This window comes from Streptomyces sp. Tu 2975 (assembly GCF_009832925.1).
Classification (GTDB): domain Bacteria; phylum Actinomycetota; class Actinomycetes; order Streptomycetales; family Streptomycetaceae; genus Streptomyces.
In genome coordinates this window covers 4,112,481-4,136,796 of the sequence record NZ_CP047140.1, presented here as the reverse complement: position 1 = coordinate 4,136,796, position 24,316 = coordinate 4,112,481, and the positions used below count along the sequence as shown (strand labels likewise).

Annotated in this window: 19 protein-coding genes; 8 read left to right on the top strand and 11 right to left on the bottom strand. The window is 69.9% G+C overall.

Features of this window, described 5'->3' with window-relative positions; genetic code table 11:
* Positions 1-4 precede the first annotated feature (4 nt).
* The 4 genes from efeB to GLX30_RS18250 all read left to right on the top strand — a co-directional run bounded on the left by efeB (position 5) and on the right by GLX30_RS18250 (position 4,889).
* Positions 5-1,270, top strand: a complete 1,266-nt coding sequence (efeB, locus tag GLX30_RS18265) for an iron uptake transporter deferrochelatase/peroxidase subunit (protein ID WP_159690007.1) — start codon at positions 5-7, stop codon at positions 1,268-1,270.
* 32 nt (positions 1,271-1,302) lie between these two features.
* Positions 1,303-2,238: a prephenate dehydratase gene (gene pheA, locus GLX30_RS18260; RefSeq protein ID WP_159690004.1), complete on the top strand. Its 936-nt coding sequence runs from the start codon at positions 1,303-1,305 to the stop codon at positions 2,236-2,238.
* A gap of 565 nt (positions 2,239-2,803) precedes the next feature.
* Positions 2,804-4,081 carry a serine--tRNA ligase gene (serS, locus tag GLX30_RS18255; RefSeq protein ID WP_159690002.1) on the top strand — a complete coding sequence of 426 codons (1,278 nt, stop codon included), beginning with the start codon at positions 2,804-2,806 and terminating at the stop codon, positions 4,079-4,081.
* Complete coding sequence (locus GLX30_RS18250) at positions 4,053-4,889, top strand: HAD family hydrolase (protein WP_159689999.1); 837 nt, start codon at positions 4,053-4,055, stop codon at positions 4,887-4,889. The genes serS and GLX30_RS18250 overlap by 29 nt, the downstream gene beginning before the upstream one ends.
* A gap of 255 nt (positions 4,890-5,144) precedes the next feature.
* Here GLX30_RS18250 and GLX30_RS18245 read toward each other — a convergent pair whose 3' ends face one another.
* From GLX30_RS18245 to GLX30_RS18225, 5 genes are all read right to left on the bottom strand, one after another.
* Positions 5,145-5,834, bottom strand: a complete 690-nt coding sequence (locus tag GLX30_RS18245; protein ID WP_159689996.1) for a hypothetical protein — start codon at positions 5,832-5,834, stop codon at positions 5,145-5,147.
* Positions 5,835-6,103: 269 nt separating this feature from the next.
* Entirely contained in the window at positions 6,104-6,823 is a 720-nt protein-coding gene (locus tag GLX30_RS18240; RefSeq protein WP_159689993.1) for an ABC transporter permease, read from the bottom strand.
* A 17-nt stretch (positions 6,824-6,840) separates the two neighbouring features.
* Complete coding sequence (locus GLX30_RS18235; RefSeq protein ID WP_159689990.1) at positions 6,841-7,752, bottom strand: ABC transporter ATP-binding protein; 912 nt, start codon at positions 7,750-7,752, stop codon at positions 6,841-6,843.
* A 49-nt stretch (positions 7,753-7,801) separates the two neighbouring features.
* Positions 7,802-8,710, bottom strand: coding sequence for an ABC transporter permease (locus tag GLX30_RS18230; RefSeq protein WP_159689987.1), 909 nt, complete (start codon positions 8,708-8,710; stop codon positions 7,802-7,804).
* Complete coding sequence (locus GLX30_RS18225) at positions 8,710-9,669, bottom strand: ABC transporter ATP-binding protein (protein WP_159695106.1); 960 nt, start codon at positions 9,667-9,669, stop codon at positions 8,710-8,712. The genes GLX30_RS18230 and GLX30_RS18225 overlap by 1 nt, the downstream gene beginning before the upstream one ends.
* Before the next feature lie 361 nt (positions 9,670-10,030).
* On the opposite strand from GLX30_RS18225, the gene GLX30_RS18220 reads away from it, so the two are divergent.
* The 3 genes from GLX30_RS18220 to GLX30_RS18210 all read left to right on the top strand — a co-directional run bounded on the left by GLX30_RS18220 (position 10,031) and on the right by GLX30_RS18210 (position 13,521).
* Positions 10,031-11,827, top strand: coding sequence for an SDR family oxidoreductase (locus tag GLX30_RS18220; RefSeq protein WP_159689984.1), 1,797 nt, complete (start codon positions 10,031-10,033; stop codon positions 11,825-11,827).
* 33 nt (positions 11,828-11,860) lie between these two features.
* Positions 11,861-12,802: a MerR family transcriptional regulator gene (locus GLX30_RS18215; RefSeq protein ID WP_159689981.1), complete on the top strand. Its 942-nt coding sequence runs from the start codon at positions 11,861-11,863 to the stop codon at positions 12,800-12,802.
* 128 nt (positions 12,803-12,930) lie between these two features.
* Complete coding sequence (locus tag GLX30_RS18210) at positions 12,931-13,521, top strand: RNA 2'-phosphotransferase (protein ID WP_159689978.1); 591 nt, start codon at positions 12,931-12,933, stop codon at positions 13,519-13,521.
* Positions 13,522-13,544: 23 nt separating this feature from the next.
* On the opposite strand, the gene GLX30_RS18205 is transcribed toward GLX30_RS18210, so the two are convergent.
* A complete protein-coding gene (locus GLX30_RS18205; protein ID WP_159689973.1) occupies positions 13,545-14,444 on the bottom strand; it encodes an LLM class flavin-dependent oxidoreductase in 900 nt (299 codons plus the stop codon).
* Between the two features lie 94 nt (positions 14,445-14,538).
* Here GLX30_RS18205 and GLX30_RS18200 point away from each other — a divergent pair, with 94 nt between their 5' ends.
* Positions 14,539-15,402: a Cof-type HAD-IIB family hydrolase gene (locus GLX30_RS18200; protein ID WP_159689968.1), complete on the top strand. Its 864-nt coding sequence runs from the start codon at positions 14,539-14,541 to the stop codon at positions 15,400-15,402.
* Between the two features lie 63 nt (positions 15,403-15,465).
* Here GLX30_RS18200 and GLX30_RS18195 read toward each other — a convergent pair whose 3' ends face one another.
* From GLX30_RS18195 to hisC, 5 genes are all read right to left on the bottom strand, one after another.
* A complete protein-coding gene (locus GLX30_RS18195) occupies positions 15,466-16,512 on the bottom strand; it encodes a M23 family metallopeptidase (protein WP_159689965.1) in 1,047 nt (348 codons plus the stop codon).
* A 288-nt stretch (positions 16,513-16,800) separates the two neighbouring features.
* The gene (gene cydD, locus GLX30_RS18190; protein WP_159689960.1) at positions 16,801-20,430 is read right to left on the bottom strand and encodes a thiol reductant ABC exporter subunit CydD; all 3,630 of its coding nucleotides are present in this window, start codon (positions 20,428-20,430) and stop codon (positions 16,801-16,803) included.
* Positions 20,431-20,445: 15 nt separating this feature from the next.
* A complete protein-coding gene (gene cydB / locus GLX30_RS18185; protein ID WP_159689957.1) occupies positions 20,446-21,447 on the bottom strand; it encodes a cytochrome d ubiquinol oxidase subunit II in 1,002 nt (333 codons plus the stop codon).
* A gap of 23 nt (positions 21,448-21,470) precedes the next feature.
* Complete coding sequence (locus GLX30_RS18180; protein WP_159689953.1) at positions 21,471-22,979, bottom strand: cytochrome ubiquinol oxidase subunit I; 1,509 nt, start codon at positions 22,977-22,979, stop codon at positions 21,471-21,473.
* 252 nt (positions 22,980-23,231) lie between these two features.
* The gene (hisC, locus tag GLX30_RS18175) at positions 23,232-24,311 is read right to left on the bottom strand and encodes a histidinol-phosphate transaminase (protein ID WP_159689950.1); all 1,080 of its coding nucleotides are present in this window, start codon (positions 24,309-24,311) and stop codon (positions 23,232-23,234) included.
* Positions 24,312-24,316 lie beyond the last annotated feature (5 nt).

Genomic DNA, 24,316 nt, shown 5'->3' with positions numbered 1-24,316 from the left:
CACCGTGACACCCCTGACTCCTGCGACCGGCGCCTCCGCCCGCCACGACGGCATCTCCAGACGACGACTGCTCGGCACGGCGGGCGCCGCCGGTGCGAGCGGTCTCGTGCTGGGCGCGGCGGGCGGCGCCGCGGCGTACGCGGTGGCCGAGGAGAGCCCCACGGCGCTCGCGACGGTCGGGTCCACGGGCGTCGCCTTCCACGACCGCCCGCACCAGGCAGGCATCACCGAACCACAGCAGGCGCACGGCCACCTGGTCGCCTTCGACCTCACGCCCGGCGCCGGGCGCAAGGAGGCGGCGGCGCTGATGCGGCGCTGGTCGGCCCTGGCCGCCGACCTGATGGCAGGCCGGCCCGCCGGCGACGGCGACACGGGCGTCGCACTGGACGCGGGACCGTCCTCGCTGACCGTCACCTTCGGATTCGGCCGCTCCTTCTTCGACCGGACGGCCCTGGTGGCGCAGCGGCCGCCAGGCCTCGACCCGCTGCCGGCGTTCTCCTCCGACCAGTTGGACGCGGGACGTTCCGACGGCGACCTCTGGGTGCAGATCGGGGCCGACGACGCTCTCGTCGCCTTCCACGCGCTGCGCGCGATCCAGAAGGCGGCGGGTACGGCGGCCCGCGTGCGCTGGCAGATGAACGGCTTCAACCGCTCGCCGGGCGCGACCGCGCAGCCGATGACGGCCCGCAACCTGATGGGACAGGTCGACGGCACCGGAAATCCCAAGCCGTCGGAACCCGACTTCGAGCAGCGGCTCTTCGTACCGTCCGGCAGCGACCATCCGTGGCTGGACGGCGGGTCCTACGCCGTCGTGCGCCGCATCCGGATGCTGCTCGACGACTGGGAGAAGCTCTCTCTCCACAAACAGGAGCAGGTCATCGGACGGCGGAAGGCGGACGGCGCCCCGCTGACCGGCGGCACGGAGACGTCGGAGCTCGCCCTCGACAAGACCGGGCCCGACGGAAAGCTGGTCGTGCCGGAGAACGCGCACGCCCGCATCTCCGCACCGGAGCAGAACGGCGGAGCCGCGATGCTGCGCCGGCCCTTCTCCTTCCACGACGGGTTCGGCCCGGACGGAACCCCCGACGCCGGGCTGCTCTTCATCTGCTGGCAGGCCGATCCGCTGCGCGGCTTCGTGCCGGTGCAGCGCAAGCTGGACCGGGGCGACGCCCTCTCGGCGTTCATCCGGCACGAGGCGAGCGGACTGTTCGCCGTGCCCGCGGCGCCGAAGAAGGGCGAGTACGTGGGGCAGCGGCTGCTGGAGACGTGATGGGCGGTTCCGCGGCCCATTAGGGTGACGGTATGTCGGCCACGCGCTTCACATATCTCGGTCCCGAGGGCACCTTCACCGAAGCCGCCCTGCGTACTCTCCCGGAAGCCGCGACCAGGGAACTCGTCCCGATGGTCTCCGTCCCCGCCGCGCTCGACGCCGTACGGGCCGGGGAGGCGGCGGCCGCTCTCGTACCGATCGAGAACTCCGTGGAGGGTGGTGTCACCGCCACGCTCGACGAGCTGGCCTCGGGCGAGCCGCTGATGATCTACCGCGAGGTGCTGCTGCCCATCGCCTTCGCGCTGCTGGTGCGGCCGGGGACGAAGCTCTCGGAGGTGAAGACGGTGACCGGCCACCCGGTCGCGCAGCCGCAGGTGCGGAACTGGCTGCGCAACAACCTGCCCGACGCGCTGTGGGAGTCGGCCGCCTCGAACGCGGACGGCGCCCGGCTGGTGCAGGAAGGCCGCTACGACGCCGCCTTCGCCGGCGAGTTCGCGGCGGCCACGTACGGGCTGGTGCCTCTGGTCAGCGAGATCCACGACGCGGAGAACGCGGAGACGCGCTTCGTCCTGGTGGGGCGGCCCGCGAGGCCCTCGGCGCCGACCGGTGCCGACAAGACGTCCGTCGTCATCTGGCTGGGTGACGACCACCCCGGTGCGCTGCTGGAACTGCTCCAGGAGTTCGCGGTTCGCGGGGTCAACCTGATGCTGATCCAGTCCCGGCCGACGGGCGCCGGCATCGGGAACTACTGCTTCGCGGTGGACGCGGAAGGCCATATCGCGGACCGGCGGGTGGGCGAGGCATTGATGGGGCTGAAGCGGATCTGTCCCAAGGTGCGTTTCCTCGGTTCCTATCCGAGGGCCGGTGTGACGGCGGACGACGTACGGCCGCTGCGGGCCGGCACGTCGGACGTGGAGTTCACGGCCGCGTCGGACTGGCTGGCGCGCTGCCAGGACGGCCGCGCCTGAGGCGTCGTGCCCTGAAGCTGCCGGTCCTACCTGCAGATTTTCGTTGTCCACAGAACTTGTCCACAGGCACGCTTCTCGACCTGGGGACAAGTCGACAACAGAACGCCACAGGGTCGACAAATCGGCCGACCCGCACACTTCCGTCCACAGAGGACCAGGTCGGCCCTGTCACCCGAATTCCATTGATCAACTCTTTGGAGCGAGGAATTCCCACCCGAATGAGTGTGTGAGGCCGGTTTGAGATGCGAATTCCCGCCCCTGCGAACCACTGCCGGAATGATCACTTCCGTAATCCACAGATCATGCACACAGGCTGTGGATAACTGTACGGGCCGGCGCATCCCTGTGGACAAGCCCCTCCAGGGGCGGCTGCCAGGGAGTGCGGGGTCGAGGCGGGAAGCATCCCCGTGCACCCTTTCGACGAAAGAGCCTCGATTGTTCGACACTGCGGGATTTGTTTTGCCGCACCTTTGTTAATGCTGGCAACTGCCCGCAATCCGGGCAAAGCGACACGCACCTAGATATCGGGTGGGGTGGGGCGAGTCGGCACCGGTAGCCTGGTGGGGTGATTGACCTTCGCCTGCTCCGTGAGGACCCTGACCGTGTCCGCGCCTCCCAGCGCGCCCGTGGAGAGGACGTCGGCCTCGTCGACGCCCTGCTCTCCGCCGACGAGCGGCGAAGGTCCTCGGGCCTCCGCTTCGACGAGCTGCGCTCCGAGCAGAAGTCGCTCGGCAAGCTGATCCCCAGGGCCACCCCGGACGAGCGCACCGAACTGCTCAAGAAGGCCGAGCAGCTCAAGAGCGACGTCAAGGCCGCCGAGGCCGAGCAGAACGACGCCGAGGAAGAGACCCGCCGTCTGCTGCTCAAGCTCGGCAACCTCGTCCACGAGGACGTCCCGGTCGGCGGTGAGGAGGACTTCGTCGTCCTCGAGACGCACGGCACGATCCGCGACTTCGGCGCGGAGGGCTTCACCCCGAAGGACCACCTGGAGCTCGGCGAGGCGCTCGGCGCCATCGACGTCGAGCGCGGCGCCAAGGTGTCCGGCTCGCGCTTCTACTACCTCACCGGTGTCGGCGCGCTTCTCGAGCTCGCCCTCGTCAACGCGGCGATCGCGCAGGCCACGGAGGCCGGCTTCATCCCGATGCTCACGCCCGCGCTGGTCCGTCCGCGCGCCATGGAGGGCACCGGGTTCCTCGGCCAGGCCTCGGAGAACGTGTACCACCTGGAGAAGGACGACTACTACCTGGTCGGCACGTCCGAAGTACCGCTCGCCGCGTACCACATGGACGAGATCCTCGACGCCGACAAGCTGCCACTGCGGTACGCGGGTTTCTCGCCCTGCTTCCGCCGGGAGGCCGGCACCTACGGCAAGGACACCCGCGGCATCTTCCGCGTCCACCAGTTCGACAAGGTCGAGATGTTCTCGTACGTCGCGCCGGAGGACGCCGAGGCCGAGCACAAGCGGCTGCTGGACTGGGAGAAGCAGTGGCTGACCGCCCTGGAGCTGCCGTTCCAGGTGATCGACGTGGCGACCGGTGACCTGGGTGCCTCCGCGTCGCGCAAGTTCGACTGCGAGGCGTGGATCCCGACGCAGGGGAAGTACCGCGAGCTGACCTCCGCCTCGAACTGCGACGGCTTCCAGGCGCGCCGCCTGTCCGTGCGTATGCGCGAAGGCAAGAAGGTGCAGCCGCTCGCGACGCTGAACGGAACACTGTGCGCCGTGCCGCGCACCATCGTCGCGATTCTCGAGAACCACCAGCTGGCCGACGGTTCTGTGCGGGTTCCTGAGGTGCTGCGCCCGTATCTGGGTGGCCGTGAACTGCTGGAGCCGATCGCCAAGTGAGCCCCGCCCCTTCCCGTACAAGCTGGTCGCCACCGATCTCGACGGAACGCTGCTGCGCGACGACGACACGGTTTCGCAGCGCACGCGCGACGCGCTCGCCGCGGTCACAGAGGCGGGCGCCGCGCACATCATCGTCACCGGTCGGGCGGTGCCGTGGACGCGGCACATCCTCGACGACCTCGGGTACGACGGTCTGGCGGTCTGCGGGCAGGGGGCGCAGGTCTACCACGCCGGCGAGCACCGGCTGCTGACCTCCGTGACGCTCGACCGGCAGCTGGCCGGGCTCGCCCTGTCCAAGATCGAGGCCGAGGTGGGGCCGCTGCTGCTCGCCGCGAGCCGCGACGGACTCGAGGGCGACGTGCTCGTCGGCTCCGGTTACCGGGTGCTGGAAGGCCCGCTGCCGTACGTGCCCATGCACGACCCCGCCGACCTGTGGGCAGCACCGCTGAACAAGGTCTACATACAGCACCCGACGCTCGGCGACGACGAACTGGCGAAGGCGGCCAGGGCGACGGTCGGGAATCTGGTGGACGTCGTCATGGCCGGCGCGGGCGTCGTGGAGATCCTGCCGCTGGGACTGAGCAAGGCCACCGGCCTGTCGCTGGCCGCCCGGCGGCTGGGACTGCGGGCGGCGGACACCATCGCCTTCGGTGACATGCCGAACGACATCCCGATGTTCGGCTGGGCGGCGCACGGCGTGGCGATGGCGAACGCGCACGACGAACTGAAGGCCGTGGCCCACGAGATCACCGCGTCGAACGACAACGACGGCATCGCGGTGGTGCTGGAGCACCTGCTCGCCGGCTGAGTGTCCGGGAGGGGGCGGCCCGCGCGGATGCGCGCTCGAAGCGGCCGCCCCCTGGGCGGCCGCCCGGCGGCCGTGCGGAGTGTGATGACTACTCCGCGGCCTGCCGGGTGCCGCCTCGACGGGAGCACGACGGACTCGGGCTCGAACCCTCGGTCATCGCCGCGCTCCTCTCCCGGTCGGTGACGCCGGTCGCACAGATGTGCTGTCCCGGCCCCACAACTGTGCCGGGCCGGTCGGTCCGGCGCCACCGATTAATCAGCGGTGCCTACGACGGCGAAGATCCCGCAACTGACGGGCGAAGTCGTCCATCCTGGCGTCCATCCGGGCCATGTCGTCGGACAGCTCGCACAGCCGGTTGCTCATCGCGGCGACGACCCGGTTGGTGGCGTCGAGCCGGTGGTCGAGGCGGTCGAGCCGCTCCGACATCCGGTTGAGCACCGGCCCCAGTTCCTGCAGGGCCGTACCGACACCGGCGAGGCAGTGCTCGACGGCCGTGACACGACGGTCGAGGGAGGCGTAGCCCTCACGCAGGGACTCCTCGGCGTCGAGGAGGTGGGTGCGGACGCGGCGGGCGATGTCACTGTCGCGCAGCAGCATCGCGATGTTGAGCACCGTCCGGCGGGTGAAGAGGGTGAGGCTGGAGCGGCGCTGTGGATAACTCACCTCGCCCTCGTATGAGAGGGACAAGCTGTCCCTCTCATATTCGCCCAGGTCAGAGCCCTTCAGCACCTGCATCCCGTTCCCGGTGAGCTCCTCGCGATGCCGCTGCGTCACCTTTTTGATGACCTCTGTGGATACTTCGAAGTAGCGCGCGACGCCCTCTGTGGACACATGAATGCTGTCGGGCAGCAGGGCAAGAGCCTTCACCTTGTCCAGCGCCTCGACCCGCCCCGCGTGCTCGACGCGTATCGCGCGCGACTCGAGCAGGGCATTTTCCGTCGGCATGGGAATGCCTTCCGTTCGTGAAACCGTCAGGGACAGCCCTCTCCCCGGGCCCAGGAGCGGAGGTCGGCTCACGGTGCATCCCACTCAATGACCGGCCCGGGCGAGAACGTCGCCCCGGCACCGGCAATCCCCGACTTCACGAACCCTCGACGTCACGAACTCCAGTTGCCTCCACGCACGGTGGACAACGAGCCGATAACCGTACAGTTACGCGATATGCCTCGGCCCCTGCCGGAAGGGCAGGGGCCGAGGCCGGGACCGATCGCGGGTCACTCCTCGCCGGCGAGCTTGAGCACCCGCAGCTTCTGGCCCGCGTACCAGGTCGCGGCCACCGTGACCCCCGCCAGCAGCGCCACCGCCGCGGGCAGGCCCACGTCGGAGCCGATCAGCCCTTCGCCGCCGATCTTCTCGGCGAGCGCCAGCGACCACTGCTGGACGCTCAGCGTGCGGGCGCCGGGCACCAGGCTGCCGAAGAGGGTCTCCCACACCAGGGCGTAGACGAGGCCGATGACCACCGCGTGCCGGCTGACCGTGCCGAGCAGCAGGAAGAGCGCGCTGTAGGCGATCGACGCCACCAGGGCCGCCACGGTGTAGGCGATGGCCACCTGCTGGCCGTTGCCGTTCAGGATGAAACCCGCGATGAACGTGGGTACCGCGGAGAAGGCCATCGTGACGGCGATCGCGACGATGAGTTTGGTGAAGATGATCGTCGGCCGCTTCACCGGCTTGGCGAGCAGATAGACGATCGAGCCGTCGTCGATCTCGGGGCCGATCGACCCTGTGCCGGCGATGACACCGATCAGGGGAACCATCGTGGCGATGGCGAACCCGCCGAGGACATCGGCGGCGACCTGGTCGTCCGCCCCGTTGAAGCCCCGCACGGCGGCCGCGATCAGCAGCAGCAGTCCGGGGAGCACGAACAGGATCGCGGCTCGGCGCCTGCCGAGGACGGCCCGGTAGGTGAGCCGGGCGACTGTGGGGTTGTACATGTCCGTCACAGCTCCTTTCAGGCCGCTACGAGGTAGGAGAAGACCGACTCGAGGGACTCGTCCGAGGGCGAGACCGTCAGCAGCCGGATGGAGTGCTCGCGGGCGACCTTCGGAAGGAGCTCGGTGAACCGGCCGAAGTCGACTGCCTGGATGCGCAGCGCGCCCTCGGCCAGGTCGACCTCGATCCCAGCGGTCGACGGGTCGGCGATCAGGGCGGCGGCGAGCGCCCGGTCGTCGCTGGAGCGCACCAGGTAGCGGTGCGGCCGGTCGGTCATCAGCCGGCGGATACGGCGGAAGTCACCGCTGGCCGCGTGGCGTCCGGCGACGATCACCTCGATGTGCGAGGCGAGTTGCTCCACCTCCTCCAGGATGTGCGAGGAGAACAGGACCGTGCGGCCCTCGGCGCCCATCCGTCGCAGCAGATCCATCAGCTGCATCCGCTGGCGCGGGTCCATGCCGTTGAACGGTTCGTCGAGCAGCAGCACCGACGGGTCGTGCACCAGGGCGGAAGCCATCTTCACCCGCTGGCGCATGCCCTTGCTGTACGTGGAGACCTTGCGGTCCTGCGCGTACTCCATCTCGACCGTCGCGAGAGCCCTTTGGGCCTCCTTCGCGCCCAGGCCGTGCAGCTCGGCGTTGGCGACCACGAACTCACGGCCGGTGAGGAAGTCGTACATCGCCTCCCGCTCCGGGACGACGCCGATCTGCCGGTACACGGACTCGTTGCGCCAGATCTGTGCCCCGTCGAGGGTGACGGTGCCGTTCGAGGGGGCGAGGAAGCCGCCCATCATGTTGATGAGGGTGGACTTTCCCGCGCCGTTGGGGCCGAGGAGGCCGGTGACGCCGGGGCCGATGGTCATCGTCACGTCGTTGACGGCGACGACGTTGCCGAACCACCGCGAGGTGTTGTCGATGCGAAGAGTGCTCATGGGCGCAGCGCATTCCTAGGAAGGGTGGTGGCGGGCGACGGTTCCGAGCTCACAGCCCGACCTTTCGGTAACGGCGCATGAGGACGCCGTACGAACCGGCGACGAGCGCGAGGACGACGAGCAGGTAGACGACTCCGACGCCGGCGCCGGGTCCCTCACCACCGGGGAAGGCGGAGGTCGCGCCGAGGAAGGCGGTCTGCAACCCGTCGATGAGCGTGACCGGTGAGAACAGGCCCAGCCACTGGATCACACCGGCGGAGCCCGTCTCCCAGGCGATGGCCTGGACGGTGGAGACCGCGCCGTAGGTGATGGTGAGCGTCGCGATCACGGCGGCGACGCCGAAGCCTCGGCGGGGGGTGAACGCGGCGAGCACGAGCCCGATCCCGCCGAACAGGACGGAGAGCACAGCCACGGAGACCAGTCCCTGCGCGAAGCCCTTCGTCTGGTCGGCGAAGTCGAACTTCGCCAGCAGCGCACCCGCGTAGAGGATCACCAGCGGTGCGGCGGTGAGCACGAAGACGGCGGAGGCCATGGCCGCGAACTTGGCGAGGACGTAGTCGACGCGTTCGATCGGTCGGGAGAAGTACAGCGGCACGGACTTGAAACGCAGATCGCGGGAGACGGACTGCGGGGCCTGCGAGGCGAGGAACAACGCGATCAGCGCCTGCATGATGATCGCGTAGCGCGTGTACTTCAGCGGCAGGTCGGTCATGTTGGGGGTGGCGACGGCCACGGCCACGATGATCGCCGCGACCATGCACATGATGCCGAGCAGGATCATCGGCAGCACCTTGGACTTGGCCGAGCGGCCGAGACCGAAGGCGCCGCGCAGCGACTGCGAGAAGAGGGAGCGGCGCGCATAGGCGCGTCCGAGGCGGGGGCCGTCGTAGTTGCGGTATCCGATGTTGTGGATCCGCGTCGTACCGGGCACCTGGCCGCCGTGGGTCTGGGTGCTCATCAGGCCTGCACCTCCATGGCCTTGGCGGCCTCAGGGCGGAAGACCTCCGCGATGTGGTGGCGTCGCTGTTCCATGCGCACGAGCCCGAGACCGAGTTCGGCGACGGCGTCGCGCACGGTGTCGTACGTCTCTTCGCCGGCCGCCTCGAGCAGGAGGATGTGGCCGGCGCCGGGCAGCCCGTCCTCCGTGCGGTCGTGCAGCTTGAGCCCGGCGGCGGTGAGGGCCGCACGGAGCGCGGCCGTACCGTCGGGGTGTGCGTCGGAGTCGGTGACCTCGACCGCCAGGGTGGTCGTCGTCTGCGTGAACTCCTTGGTGGAGCTGGAGCGCAGCAGGGTGCCGCCGTCGACGACGACGACATGGTCGCAGGTGCGCTCGAGCTCTCCGAGCAGATGAGAGGTGACCAGGACCGAGATGCCGAAGTCGGTGTGGACGCGCCGGATCAGGCCGAGCATCTCGTCACGGCCGACCGGGTCGAGACCGTTGGTCGGCTCGTCGAGCAGCACCAGCTTCGGGTCGTGGACCAGGGCCTGCGCGAGTTTCACCCGCTGCTTCATGCCGGTCGAGTAACCGCCGATGGGGCGGTACCGCTCCTCGTACAGGCCGACGTGGCGCAGCGTGTCCGCGGTGCGTTCTCGTGCGGCGGTCGGCGGGAGGCCGGACATGCGCGCCATGTGGACGACGAACTCCGTGGCGGAGACGTCCGGCGGCAGGCAGTCGTGCTCGGGCATGTAGCCCACCTGCTCGCGGATACGGGCGCCGTCGGTGGCGACATCCAGGCCGAGCACGGCGGCGCGGCCTTCCGTGGCGGGGGACAGACCCAGCAGGATCTTGATCAACGTGGACTTGCCGGCTCCGTTGGCGCCCACCAGGCCGGTCACACCGGGGCCGATGTCCAAGGAGAGCCGGTCAAGCGCGGTCACCCTGGGGAACCGCTTGCTCAGGCTTTCGGTCGCGATCACAGTCACGTTTCGAAGGTAGTGGCGTACGGCACGTCTGACGTCAGCCTCGCGGCTCTATCCGTCTCCGACTCAAGAGGTACAGGCCCGTAAGGGCTGTCCGACCTTGGTGGACGCGACCGTCGGGGGCCGGATCCCGCGGTCGGGGTTTTCCACAGGCACCGCACGCCCCTTGACGCAGCCGCCGGGCATTGTCACATTCATCAGTGGCAGGTTACGGCGCGTGCCGCCTGAGGGACGGACGGTGGCAGGGGTATCCGTCGGTCCGGCGACCGCGTGGCGGTCGCGGCTCCGACGACCCTGGCGAAGCGCCTTTCCGGCCGGACGATGCCCGGGTGCGGAGGCTGTGCCGACGAGAGGACCGTTGAGCGTGCGAGGACTGCCGACGGCGCGCGAGCGCCGGATCAGTACGGGAGGGATCGAGCTGTGCGTCGCCGAGCTCGGCGACGCGACACGGCCGACCGTGGTGCTCGTCCACGGCTATCCCGACAGCAAGGAGGTCTGGTCGGAGGTCGCGGCCCGCCTCGCGGAGCGCTTCCATGTGGTGCTGTACGACGTCCGCGGCCATGGACGCTCCACTGCGCCGGTCCCGCTGCGCGGCGGATTCACCCTCGAGAAGCTGACGGACGACTTCCTGGCGGTCGCCGACGCCGTGAGCCCGGACCGGCCCGTACACCTGGTCGGACACGACTGGGGCTCCGTGCAGGCGTGGGAGTTCGTCACGGTCGGGCGGACCGAGGGTCGCATCGCCTCCTTCACCTCCATGTCGGGCCCGTCCCTGGACCACTTCGGCCACTGGATCAAACGGCGGACGATCCGTCCGACCCCCAGAAGGGTGGGACAACTGCTCGGCCAGGGCGCCAAGTCCTGGTACGTGTACCTGCTGCACACACCGGTACTGCCCGAACTGGCCTGGCGCGGCCCGCTGGGCAAGTACTGGCCGGGGATTCTTCAGCGGGTCGAGAAGGTGCCCGCAGGCGACTACCCGACGGCGTCACTGCCGCAGGACGCTGCCCGCGGCGCCTGGCTCTACCGCGACAACGTCCGAGCGCGGCTGCGCCGTCCGCGCACCGACGCCCACGCCCACGCTCCGGTCCAGCTGATCACCCCGACCGGTGACGCGTTCCTCTCCGAGCGGCTGTACGACGATCTCGACGACTGGGTACCGCAGTTGACCCGCCGCTCGCTGGCCGCCAAGCACTGGGTGCCCCGGACGCGACCTGATCAACTCGGCACCTGGATCGCCGACTTCGTCGAGGCCAACGAGGGCGGTGCCGACAGGTCGGTCGGCTCGGGCGGACAGCAGACGGAGGCGCGGCCGGCAGCAGGACCGTACGCGGAACACTTCGCCGGCCGGCTGGTCCTGGTGACCGGGGCGGCCAGCGGCATCGGCCGGGCCACGGCGCTCGCCTTCGCGGCGGCCGGGGCGCGCGTGGTGGCCGCGGACCGGGACGCCGCAGGCGCGGCCGGCACAGTGGAGACGTGCCTGCTCAGAGGCGCCCTCGACGCCTGGGCCGAGGCGGTGGACGTCAGCGACGAGCAGGCCATGGAAAAGCTGGCAGAGAAGGTCGCCGCCGAGTACGGCGTCGTCGATGTGCTGGTCAACAACGCCGGGGTCGGCCTCTCCGGCCCTTTCCTGGACACGAGCTCGGACGACTGGAAACAGGTCCTGGACGTCAACTTGTGGGGAGTGATCCACGGTTGCCGGATCTTCGGCGGTCAGATGGCCGAGCGCGGCCAGGGTGGCCACATAGTCAACACCGCTTCTGCCGCCGCCTATCTGCCGTCCAGGGCCCTGCCCGCGTACAGCACCTCGAAGGCCGCGGTGCTGATGCTCAGCGAGTGCCTGCGCGCCGAACTGGCCGGCCGGGACATCGGGGTCACCGCGGTCTGCCCCGGGATCGTCAACACCAACATCACCTCCACCGCACGCTTCGCAGGGGTGGACGCGATCGAGGAGAAGCGGCGGCAGAACAGGACGGCCCGGCTGTACGGGTTGCGCAACTACCCTCCGGAGAAGGTCGCGGACGCCATCCTGCGTGCGGTGGTGCGGAACCAGGCCGTCGTACCGGTCACCCCGGAGGCGCGTGGAGCCCGGCTGCTGTCACGCATCTCGCCGGGGCTGCTGCGCGCAATCGCCAGGATCAAGCCGAGGCTCTGATGCGTGCCTCCGGCCGTAGTTGAGGGAGCGGCCTTGCCGGACCAGTCAGCAGCGGAATACCGGATCGAGGACCTGGCGCACCACAGCGGGGCAACGGTCCGGACCATCCGCGCCTATCAGGACCGCGGGCTGCTGCCCAGGCCGGAGCGACGGGGCCGTTCCAACGTGTACGGCCCCGCACACCTCGACCGCCTGCACCAGATCGCGGACCTCCTCGACCGGGGCTACACCCTGGCTTCCATCAAGGAGCTTCTGGACGCCTGGGACACCGGTCGCGGCCTCGGCGGAGTGCTCGGCCTGGCGGCCGAGGTGCAGGGGCCGTGGACCGACGAGGAAGTCGCGAGGATCTCCCGTGCGGAGCTGGAGCGACGGTTCGGCGGTGTTCCCGACGAGGACGCTCTCGCGGAAGCGGTGGCGCTGGGCGTACTGGAACCGGTGCCTGGCATCGAGGACGAATTCCTCGTGCCGAGCCCGCAAGAGCTGGCCGTGGCGGCGGAGTTGCATGCGGCCGGTGTTCCGCTGACCGCAATATCGGTTCATCTCAGGGAGGTTCGACAGCAGGTCGAGCACATCGCCTCCAGGTTCCTGGAGTTCACGACGGAGCATGTCTTCGCCCGGTTCCTGGAACACGGACCGCCGACCGACGCAGATGCTACGGAGGCAGCGGCACTGGTACGGCGGCTACGCCCGCTCGCCCGGCAGACGATCGACGCCGAACTCGCGCGTGCCATGCGGTTGTTCGCCACTCTCCACCTCCGTCACCACCTCATGGCCGAAGCGCCGCCGAAAGTGGAGGAGGAGCTTGCGACGGTCGCCCTTCCGGCCGGAACGATGCAGGCCGTACGGCGGCTGGTTGGCGCGGCTGAGGCTGCTGCCTTTGTTCACGCCGCTACCGAACGAGAGGTGCACAACAGGACATTGGAAACATTGGCATCAAACTATGCAAAATCGACGGAGGTTGACCAAATGGACTAAGACGCAGGAGTAGTTGTCCACAGAATCGCCAATTCCCCTGTGGATAAGAGGAGTTGGTTGTGGATCAAACCTCATTGCAGAACTTTTCTCAGTGGCGTCGGCGACATCCCACCGGGCACGCTGGCGGCATGAACCCGAAATCTGAGCACGGCGGGGCAGAGCCGCCCGACGAGAGACGCACTGTCAAGGTGTCGAAGTACCTCTCGAAGCATCTGCGCCACCAACCGGACCGGATCGGCATCACTCTCGACGCCAACGGCTGGGTGGAGATCGATGAACTGATGCGGGCCGCGTCCGAGCACGGCTTCCGTTTCACCCACGCCGAGCTCGAGCATGTCGTCGCCGTCAACGACAAACGCCGTTTCACCATCGACGGCACCCGCATCCGCGCCAACCAGGGCCACACCGTCGCCGTCGATCTCGACCTGCCCGCCGCCGAGCCGCCCGAGTACCTGTACCACGGCACCGTCTCCCACAACCTGAACGCGATCCGCGCGAACGGCCTGCTGCCCATGGCCCGCCACGACGTGCACCTCTCGCCCGACCGGGAGACGGCGACCCGCGTGGGCGCCCGGCGTGGCCGACCCGTCGTCCTCTCCGTCCACGCCGGAGCGCTGCACCGGGCCGGCCATGTCTTCCGGGTCAGCGCCAACGGCGTCTGGCTCACCGCTTCCGTACCGCCCCGGTTCATCCGCTTCCCCGACGCCGGGCGCCCCTGAGGGCACCAGCGGCGGCATCTGCGTCAGCCGCCCAGCTGGGCCGGCGCCTCCGTCGCGATCCGCTCGAAGACCGCCCGGTCGGCGGCGAAGTCCGAATCGGGGATCGGGGCGTGGATCACGATCTCGGTGAACCCGAGCTCGATGTGCTTGCCCGCGAAGTCCACGAACGCGTCCAGCGACTCGAGCGGACGCCCGCGGTCTGGGGTGAAGCCGGTCAGCAGGATCTTGTCCAGCTCTGCCACGTTCCTGCCGGTGTCGGCACAGGCCTTGGCAAGCTTGTCGATCTGGCCGCTGATGGCTTCCAGGGACTGCTCGGGGGTGCCCGTCTCGAACAGCTTCGGGTCTCCGGTGGTCACCCACGCCTGCCCGTACCGCGCTGCGAGCTTCAGCCCGCGCGGACCGGTGGCGGCGATCGCGAACGGCAGCCGCGGCCGCTGCACGCACCCGGGGATGTTCCTGGCCTCCACAGCGGAGTAGAAAGACCCCTCGTGCGTCACGGAGCCCTCGGTCAACAGCCGGTCGAGCAGCGGCACGAACTCGGCGAAGCGGTCCGCCCGCTCCCGCGGCGTCCACGCCTCCTGGCCCAGGACGGTGGCGTCGAAGCCGGTCCCGCCCGCACCGATGCCCAGGGTGATCCGCCCGTCCGAGACGTCGTCCAGCGAGATCAGGTCCTTCGCAAGCGTCACCGGATGCCGGAAGTTCGGCGAAGTGACCAGCGTCCCGAGGCGCAGCCGGTCGGTCGCCGCGGCAGCGGCGGTCAGCGTCGGGACGGCCCCGTACCAGGGACCGTCACGGAAGGTCCGCCACGAAAGGTGGTCGTACGTGTACGCGGTGTGGAAGCCGAGCTGCTCGGCGCGCAGCCACTCGTCGCGGCCACCGCTCCGCCACGGGCGGACGGGGAGTATCACAGTGCTCAGACGCATGGCCCCGAGCCTACGTGGCCGGCCGGTCTGCCGGTGTCCACTCAAATGTGCGCCCTCTCGCACGCACGTGCACCCGGTACGCGAGAATGGATCGGTGACCTCAGCTACCGATCTCCGCCGCCTGCCCGCCACCACGCCCCGGCTGATCGCCACCGACCTCGACGGCACTCTGCTGCGCGACGACAAGTCGGTCTCCGACCGCACGATCGCCGCTCTCGCGGCCGCCGAGGAGGCAGGGATCGAGGTCTTCTTCGTCACCGGGAGGCCCGCCCGCTGGATGGACGTCGTCAGCGCCCATGTCCACGGCCACGGTCTCGCCATCTGCGCGAACGGCGCCGCGGTGGTCGACCTGCATGCGGGCGGCAAGATGCTGGAGGTCCGCGACCTGCCCCGGAGTACGGCCATGGAGGTCGTGCGGACGCTGCGCACGACCGCTCCCGGCACGTCGTTCGCGGTCGAGCTGACCACCGGCATCCACTACGAGCCCGACTATCCGCCCTTCCATCTCGACCCCGGAGCGACCATCGCCCCGGTGGAGAAGCTGCTCCACGAGGAGGAGCCGGGCGAGGGCGTCCCCGTGCTCAAGCTGCTCGCCCACCATCCGGAGCTCCAGCCGGACGGCTTCCTCACCCTGGCCCGCACGGCAGCGGGCGCCGTCGCGTCGTTCACCCGCTCCAGCCCGACCGCGCTCCTGGAGGTCAGCGGACCGGGCGTGAGCAAGGCCAGCACCCTCGCGCTGTGCTGCGCACAGCGGGGCATCTCCTCCGACGAGGTGGTGGCGTTCGGCGACATGCCGAACGACGTGGAGATGCTGACCTGGGCGGGGACCTCCTACGCCATGGGAAACGCGCATCCCGACGTGCTCGCGGCCGCTTCCCGGCGCACGGTCGCCAACAACGACGACGGTGTCGCGGTGGTCATCGAGGAGATCCTGGCCCGGCGCTCGGGGCAGCTCTGACACCGACCCCACCTCGCCTTCGGCGGTCTGCCGCGCGGATGCAGGGGGCGGGCGCGGTCCCGGTCAGAGGATCACACCGCGCTCGCGCAGCCAGACGGCCGGATCCACACCGGACCCCAGATACGGCGTGATCCGCACCTCGAAGTGGAGGTGCGGTCCCGTCGAATTTCCCGTCGTACCCGCCTGACCGATCCACTGGCCGGTGTCGACCCGCTCGCCCGGGTCGACGGTGACCCCCGCCAGGTGCGCGTACTGCGAGTAGTACCCGTCGGGATGCTGCACCAGGACCTCGATACCGAAGGCCCCGCCGCACGACACCAAGGCCACCCGGCCCGCCCCGACCGACCGCACAGGAGCCCCGATGTCGACGGCGAAGTCCTGGCCCGTGTGCCGGCTCGCCCATCGCTCACCGGCGCCGCCGAAGCCGGCGGACAGCGCGTAGTTCTCCACGGGTGCCACCCAGTCGGGGCCTCGCGGAGGCCCGCCCGGCTGCTCGATGCGCACCGCGCCGGCACACTTGCCCGCCGCCACGCTGCTGTCCGCCTCCGCCTGGAGCTTCCGCTGCGCGGACTCCAGCTTCGTCTCGATACCGCGCTTGACGACTGCCAGCTGTGCGTTGCGTGCGGCGAGGTTCTGCCACGCGGCACGGGCACTCGTCTCCGCGGCGACGAGATCGCGCTCCGCCGTCCGCTCGCGGTCCAACAGCCGGCTGACGGCCTTCTCGGCCCGGGCGGCGATCCGGTAGCCGCGCAGCAGCGCATCCGGGTCGTCCGCGAGCAGGAGGCGGCCGGTGAGGGCGAGCGAACCGCCGGTGCGGTACTGCTCCCGGGCGACGCCACCGATGGCGTCATGGATGGCACCGAGCCGCTCCCGCTGCCGTGCCAGCCTGCCTTCGAGCCGGTTCGCCGTGGCCCGCTGCCGCTCCGCGGCGCGCCTGGCCTGCTCGTACTGCTCCGTCGCCTTGGCCGCCTCCGCGTACAGCCGTGCCACTTCGGCGCCTGTGGGTGGCGCCGGGCCGTCGGACGCCACGGCTGTGGATGCCGGCGTGCCGAGGAGGGTGCACAGCATCACCGGGACGATCAGAAACCGGTCGCGGTGTCTCGAGCTCATTGACGGATCGTCACCCGGGAAGGGCGGGATGCCGGGGACCGGAGCGGTGTCGTACGGCCGGGTGGCCCAGTCACAGCCGCAACACGGGCGACAACCGGGGCGCGGCCCCTCCGGTGGGGTCAGGCCGGACGGGGACGGTCCGGCCCCGCCGTCGAAGACCCGGACCGGGGCTCCCGGAGGTCCGAGGCCGAGTCAGCCACGGTGCGTCCGAAGCCGGTCAGCCACGGTGCGTCCTGGCAGGCGCCTCCCGGGCCGCGGCATCGGTCGGGCCCTGCGGTTCGGAGGCGGTCATGCCCCGAGACCAATTAGCTTGTTTGACAGGGAAAGTCGGGCGCTGTTCCCGTCGGCTGACTGCTCGCGGGCGAGCATCGTCCGCAGCGGCCCTTCGATCGCGGCAAGGTCCTCGTACGTCCCTCGCTGCACCACCCGCCCGGACCCCAGCACCACGATCTCGTCGACCGCCTCAAGGCCGCGCAGCCGATGCGTGATGAGCACGGTCGCCGGCCTCGTCGCGCCGGCGGCCGCCGGACCCGTCCCGTCCTCTGCCAGGGCGGCCGTCGCTCCTGCGCGGCCTCCCGGACGCGTCGCCTGCCTTTCCGTCGCCGCCAGTAGGTCGGCGGTGAGCGCGTCGGCCGTCGCCAGGTCGAGATGCTCGGCGGGCTCGTCCAGTACTAGTACGGGAAAGGCGGCGAGGAGGGCCCGCGCCAGGGCCAGCCTCTGGCGCTGGCCTCCGGAGAGCCGGGCGCCGTGCTCCCCGACGAGGGTGTCGAGTCCGTCGGGGAGGGCATCGACCCACTCCAGCAGCCGGGCCTCGTCGAGCGCTCCCCTCAGCTCCTCCTCCGTCGCGTCGGGGCGGGCGAGCCGGAGGTTCTCGCGTACGGAACTGTCGAAGAGATGGGCGTCCTGGGCGCACAGGCCCACGAACCGCCGCACGGCGTCGCTTTCCATCTCGCCGGCGGGCACACCACCGAGGGTGTACGTGCCTGATCCGGCATCCAGGAACCGGAGCAGCACCTGCGCGAGCGTCGTCTTCCCCGAGCCCGAGACACCGACGACGGCGACCCGCTTCCCGGGGGTCAGCGTCAGGTCGAACCCGCTCAGCGCGTCCAGTCGCCGGCCCGCGTACCGGGCACCGATCCCTCGGAGCTCCAGCGGGAAGGCCGTGGCGGGCGGAGCCGCCGGCCGGGCCGGCTCCCGCACGGGAACGGGCGCGTCGATGACCTCGTACACCCGCTCCGCGCTGCGTGCCACCCGCCGCCGGTACTGCACCGCCAGAGGCAGTGCGGAGACCGCTTCGAAGGCGGCGAGCGGGGTGAGCACGACGACCGCCAGGCTGGCCCCGCCGAGACGCCCCGCCGCCACGGCCTGCACACCGACCACTGCGGCAGCCACCACGGTCAGGGAGCAGACGAGGGCGGAGAGTCCACCGCCGAGCGCGGTGGCGGCGGACTGGCGGGCCGCGATGCGGGTCAGTGCCCGGTCGGCGTCGCGCGCCGAAGCGAGACGCCGGGGGAGCGCACCGGCGACGGTCAGCTCGGCCGTTCCCCGCAGCAGATCGACGACCCTGGTCGCCAGGGCGCCGCGGGCTGGGGCGAGTTGCTGCTCCGCACGCCGGGCGATCGAACCGCCGATCAGCGGGACCCCCACTCCGGCCACGATCAGTCCGCCGGCGAGGACCAGGCCGGCCTCGGGCAGCAGCCATGCGGTGAAGACGACGGATCCTGCGCCGACCAGGGCAGCCGTGCCGGCAGGCAGCAGCCAGCGCAGCCAGTAGTCCTGAAGCGCGTCCACATCGGCGACGAGCCGGGACAGCAGGTCACCGCGCCTGGTCCGGCCGAGTCCGGCGGGCGCGATCCGTTCGAGCCTGCGATACACCGCGACGCGCATCTCGGCGAGCATCCGCAGCACGGCGTCGTGGGACACGAGCCGCTCCGCGTACCGGAAGACGGCCCGTCCGATTCCGAAGGCCCGGGTGGCCGTCACGGCCACCATCAGGTGCAGCACCGGCGGCTGTTCGGACGCTCGGGAGATGAGCCATCCCGACACGGCCATGAGCCCGACCGCCGAGCCGAGAGCGAGACTGCCCAGCAGCAGGGCCAGTACGAGCCGGCCGCGCAGGTGCCGGGCGGCCTCCCGTACGCGTACCAGCGGCCGACGTGCCTTCCCGCCCTGCGCCCGGGCCGGGACCGAACTGCCCGAAGCCGTCGGATCGGCCGCCCTCGCTCCCGCCGTCCTCCTGTCGGCCGTTACCGCCGGTGCACCGAGCTCCGCCTCCTGTGTGGCTGCCGGCCGGGAGAGTGTGACGACCCGGTCCGCCACCGCCAGGAGTGCCGGGCGGTGTACGACCAACAGTACGGTCCGGCCCTCGGCCAGCCGCCCCACCGCCTCGACGATTCCTGCCTCCGTGGCCCCGTCCAGCGCGGCCGTCGGTTCGTCGAGCAGCAGCAGCGGCCTGTCCGCGAGGAACGCCCTTGCCAGCGCGAGCCGTTGCCGCTGGCCGGCGGAGAGCCCGGCTCCGTCCTCGCCGATCAGTGTGTCCGGCCCTTCGGGCAGGGCGACGACGAAGTCGTACGCCCCCGCCTCCCGCAACGCCCCCACGACGGCCGCGTCGTCCGCGCCCGGCCGCGCGAGCCGCACGTTCTCCGCGATCGATCCGGCGAATAGATACGGCAGCTGGGGGACCCAGGCGATCTGCCGCCTCCACTCCTCCATGTCCAGATCGGCCAGGTCCGTGCCACCGACGCGTACACGCCCTTCCGCCGGGTCCGTGAACCCCAGCAGCACGTCGAGCAGGGTGGATTTGCCGACGCCGCTCTCCCCGACGAGGGCAACCGTCTCGCCCGGCTCGACCGCAAGCGACGTACGGCACAACGACGCTTCGCTCCGGCCCTGGTGGCGGACCGTCACCCCGTCGATCTCCAGCCGGAGCGTGCCCGGGACGGGAGCTCCACCGGATCGCCGCGGTGCGGTCTCCAGCACGTCGAAGATCTCCTCCGCCGCGGAGAGTCCCTCTGCGGCGGCATGAAACTGGGCCCCCACCTGCCGGATCGGCAGATATGCCTCCGGCGCGAGGATGAGGATCACCAGTCCCGTGTACAGATCCAGGTCACCGTGGACCAGCCGCATACCGACACCGACGGCCACCAGGGCCACCGACAGAGTCGACAGCAGCTCCAGCGCGAAGGACGACAGGAAAGCGATCCGCAGTGTGCGCATGGTCGCTCGGCGGTACTGGGTGGTGATGGTCCGGATGGAATCGGCCTGGGCCTTGGCCCGTCCGAACACCTTCAGTGTCGGCAGTCCCGCCACCACGTCCAGAAAGTGGCCGGAGAGACGGGACAGCAACCTCCACCGGCGGTCCATGTTCGACTGGGTCGCCCAGCCGATCAGCACCATGAACGCCGGGATCAGCGGCAGCGTCACCACGATGATCGCGGCCGAGACCCAGTCCTCCGTCACGATCCGGGCGAGCACCGCGACCGGCACCACGACGGCGAGGCCCAGTTGCGGCAGATAGCGCGAGAAGTAGTCGTCCAGCGCGTCGACGCCTCGCGTGGCCAGCGCGACGAGCGACCCGATGTTCTGCCCGCTCACCCGACCGGGGCCCAGTTCGGCGGCCCGCTCCAGGAGCCGGCGCCGGAGCTCGGACTTCACGGCGGCGCTCGCGCGGTGCGCGGCCAGTTCGGTCAGCCAGGAAACGGCTGCCCGCCCGACCGCCACCACGGCCAGCAGTAGCAGCGGGGTGCCCAGCCCGGAGACGGACAGTCCTCGCTGGAACGCTCCCACCACCACCTCGGCGACGAGCATCGCTTGGACGATGACCAGGACCGCTCCGGCGATCCCGAGCACCACAACTGCGGCCAGGAAGCGGCGGGTCGCGTGCGCGTACCGAAGCAGCCGCGGGTCGATCGGTTTCACGTGAAACATCCCCCGCTAGTGCGCATCGGCGATGTGCTGGGTGCCGATCCGCTGACGGAACACCCAGTAGGTCCAGCCCTGGTAGAGCATCACCAGCGGGGCAGCGACAGCAGCGCACCAGGTCATGATCTTGAGGGTGTACGGGCTGGACGAGGCATTGGTGACGGTCAGGCTCCACGCATCGTCGAGGGAGGAAGGCATCACGTCGGGGAAGAGCGCCAGGAACAACATCGCCACCGAGGTGGCGATGGTCACCCCGGAGAGGGCGAAAGACCAGCCCTCCCGGCCCGCCTTCACCGCGACGACCGCTCCGGCCAGCGCCAGTGCCGCCACGATCAGCGCCACCAGGCTCCTGCCGTCACCGCGCGACGCCTGGGTCCACAGCAGGAAGCCGAATGCGGGAACCAAGGTGAGCGCCCCCAGCTTCACGGCCAGTGCCCTGGCCCGGGTCCTGATGTCCCCCACGGTCTTCAGCGCCGCGAATGCCGCGCCGTGGAAGGTGAACAGCGTGAGCGTCACCAACCCGCCGAGCAGCGCGTACGGGTTGAGGAGATCGAGGAGACCGCCCACGTACTCCTTGTTCTCGTCGATCTTCACGCCGCGCGTGATGTTCCCGAAGGCGACGCCCCACAGGAAGGCCGGCAGCAACGAGGTCCAGAAGATCGCGTGTTCCCAGTTGGTCTGCCAGCGCTCCTCCGCCCTCTTGTGCCGGTACTCGAACGCGACGCCCCGCACGATCAGGCACACGAGGATGAGCAGCAGCGGCAGATAGAAGCCCGAGAAGAGCGTGGCGTACCACTCGGGGAACGCGGCGAACGTCGCGCCGCCCGCCGTGAGCAGCCAGACCTCATTGCCGTCCCAGACCGGTCCGATGGTGTTGATCAGCACACGGCGCTCGGTGCGGTCCTTCGCCAGCAGCTTGGTGAGGACACCGATCCCGAAGTCGAAACCCTCCAGGAAGAAGTAGCCGATCCACAGGACGGCGATGAGTACGAACCAGACGTTGTGGAGTTCCATGCCTCAGCAGCTCCTCAGCGGACTCAGTACGAGAAGGCCATCGGCCGGTCGGCGTCACGGTCGTCGCCGCCGATCTTGGTGGGCGGGGTCAGGTCGGCGTCGGTGAGTTCGGGCGGCCCGGTCTTGACGTACTTCACGAGCAGCCGGACCTCGATCACCGCGAGCACGGCGTAGAGCAGGGTGAAGACGGTCATCGAGATGAGCACCTCACCCTGGGAGACACCGGGGGAGACGGCGTCACGCGTACGCAGCACGCCGTAGACGACCCACGGCTGCCTGCCCATCTCGGTGAAGATCCAGCCCCAGGAGTTGGCGATCAAGGGGAAGGCCATCGTCCACAGCGCGATCAGCCAGTACCACCTGCCCAGACGAGGGCTGAGCGCCTTGTTCCTGAAGAGCACCAGATGGGGCACCTCGTCCTCGCCCGTGCGCAGCGCCGCGGGCAGCAGGAACTTCCTGCGGGTCAGCCAGAGCCCGATCATCCCGATGGTGAGCGAGGCCATGCCGAAGCCGATCATCCAGCGGAAGCCCCAGTAGGCGACGGGGATGTTGGGCCGGTAGTCGCCGGGCCCGTACGTCTCCTGCAGTTGCTCGTTGACGTCGTTGATGCCGGGGACGTGGGAGTCGAAGTCGCTGTGCGCGAGGAAGGACAACAGGCCCGGGATCTCGATGGCCACCTTGTTGTGGCCCTTGTCGACGTCCCCGTAGGCGAAGATTGAGAAGGGCGCGGGGGCCTCGCCGTCCCAGAGCGCTTCTGCGGCCGCCATCTTCATGGGCTGCTGCTCGTACATCACCTTGCCGAGCAGGTCACCGCTGACAGCGGTCATCATGCCGGCGATCGCGACCGTGACCAGGCCCACCCGCAGGGACGACCGCATGACGGGGATGTGCTTCCGGCGCGCCAGGTGGAAGGCCGATATGCCCGCCATGAAGGAGCCGCCGACGAGGAAGGCCGCCGTCATGGTGTGGAAGAACTGGGTGAGCGCGGTGTTCTGGGTCAGGACCAGCCAGAAGTCGGTGAGCTCGGCCCGGCCGCGCTCCTCGTTGATCCGGTAGCCGACGGGGTGCTGCATCCAGGAGTTGGCCGCCAGGATGAAGTAGGCGGAGAGGACCGTACCGAGCGAGACCATCCAGATGCAGGCCAGGTGGATCTTCTGCGGCAGCTTGTCCCAGCCGAAGATCCACAGCCCGATGAACGTGGACTCGAAGAAGAAGGCGATCAGCGCCTCGAAGGCGAGTGGGGCACCGAAGACGTCACCGACGAACCGCGAGTAGTCGGACCAGTTCATCCCGAACTGGAACTCCTGGACGATGCCCGTGACGACGCCCATGGCGATGTTGATCAGGAAGAGCTTTCCCCAGAACTTGGTGGCCCTGAGGTACTTCTCCTTACCCGTGCGCACCCATGCGGTCTGCAGGCCGGCGGTGAGTGCCGCGAGCGAGATCGTGAGGGGGACGAACAGGAAGTGGTAGACGGTGGTGATGCCGAACTGCCATCGCGCCAAGGTCTCTGGCGCCAGAGCGAGGTCCACGTCGTCTCTCCTTACGTCACCGTGGTCACAGCGGCAGCCGTCCCCCTCCCTTCCGCTGATTCCGGGAGGAACCGGGACGCGCTTGTGAACGCGTTCACATTCACAAGCATTATTGCGCACAGCCATTCGGACGGTTTGACCGGGGGTGCCCCCTGCACGGAGAACCCCCGCGAGCAGAGCGCTCACGGGGGCGAGGAGATTTCTCCTGTTCAGACCGCCTGCCGCCCCCCAGGGGCGCCGGGCGGACGGCCGTCAGACCTCCTTGCGGAACGTCGCGGCCGTGTGCAGAAACACATCGTTCGCCTCGCACTCGCCGATGGTCACGCGCACTCCCTCACCGGCGAACGGCCGGACGACCACGCCGCCCTTCTCGCACGCGGCGGCGAAATCGAGCGTGCGGTCGCCGAGACGCATCCAGACGAAGTTCGCCTGCGTCTCGGGCACCGTCCAGCCCTGCTCGACCAGAGCATGGTGCACCCGGGCCCGCTCCGTGACCAGGCAGCCCACCCGGCCCAGCAACTCGTCCTCGGCGCGGAGCGAGGCGACCGCCGCGTCCTGCGCGAGCTGGCTGACCCCGAAGGGGACCGCGGTCTTGCGCAGCGCCGCCGCCACCGGCTCATGGGCTACCGCGAAGCCGACCCGCAGCCCCGCCAGCCCGTACGCCTTGGAGAAGGTGCGCAGCACCGCGACGTTCGGCCGGTCACGGTAGATCTCGAGACCGTCGGGGACGTCGGCGTCGCGGATGAACTCCCGGTACGCCTCGTCGAGCACCACCAGGACGTCCGAGGGCACCCGGTCCAGGAACCGCTCCAGCTCGGCACGCCGCACGACGGTGCCGGTCGGGTTGTTCGGGTTGCAGACGAAGATGAGGCGGGTGCGGTCGGTGATCGCCTCGGCCATGGCGTCGAGGTCGTGCACCTCCCCCTCGGTCAGCGGGACCTGCACGGGCGTCGCTCCGCTGATCTGCGTGATGATCGGGTACGCCTCGAAGGAGCGCCAGGCGTAGATCACTTCGTCGCCGGGTCCGGAGGTGGACTGCAGCAGCGACTGCGCCACGCCGACGGAGCCGGTGCCCGTCGCCAGGTGGGTCACCGGCACCCCGAACCGGTCCGCGAGCTCGTTCATCAGCCCGGTGCAGGCCATGTCGGGGTAGCGGTTGAAGTTCTGCGCCGCGGCGATGGCGCTCTCCATCACGCCGGGCAGCGGCGGATACGGGTTCTCGTTGGAGGACAGCTTGTAGGCGACCGGACCGCCGGCCGCCGCAGGCTTGCCCGGCTTGTATGTGGGGATGCCGTCCAGCTCGGCGCGCAGCTTGGGGCTCGTCTCGCTCACCGCAG

What these genes read in the sequence shown, in the direction of transcription:
- GLX30_RS18205 (WP_159689973.1), bottom strand. Translation starts at nt 14,444, where the DNA reads ATGCGTCTGAGCACTGTGATACTCCCCGTCCGCCCGTGGCGGAGCGGT.
- GLX30_RS18230 (WP_159689987.1), bottom strand. Translation starts at nt 8,710, where the DNA reads ATGAGCACCCAGACCCACGGCGGCCAGGTGCCCGGTACGACGCGGATC.
- GLX30_RS18245 (WP_159689996.1), bottom strand. Translation starts at nt 5,834, where the DNA reads ATGCCGACGGAAAATGCCCTGCTCGAGTCGCGCGCGATACGCGTCGAG.
- pheA (WP_159690004.1), top strand. Translation starts at nt 1,303, where the DNA reads ATGTCGGCCACGCGCTTCACATATCTCGGTCCCGAGGGCACCTTCACC.
- cydB (WP_159689957.1), bottom strand. Translation starts at nt 21,447, where the DNA reads ATGGAACTCCACAACGTCTGGTTCGTACTCATCGCCGTCCTGTGGATC.
- GLX30_RS18195 (WP_159689965.1), bottom strand. Translation starts at nt 16,512, where the DNA reads ATGAGCTCGAGACACCGCGACCGGTTTCTGATCGTCCCGGTGATGCTG.
- GLX30_RS18240 (WP_159689993.1), bottom strand. Translation starts at nt 6,823, where the DNA reads ATGTACAACCCCACAGTCGCCCGGCTCACCTACCGGGCCGTCCTCGGC.
- GLX30_RS18210 (WP_159689978.1), top strand. Translation starts at nt 12,931, where the DNA reads ATGAACCCGAAATCTGAGCACGGCGGGGCAGAGCCGCCCGACGAGAGA.
- GLX30_RS18235 (WP_159689990.1), bottom strand. Translation starts at nt 7,752, where the DNA reads ATGAGCACTCTTCGCATCGACAACACCTCGCGGTGGTTCGGCAACGTC.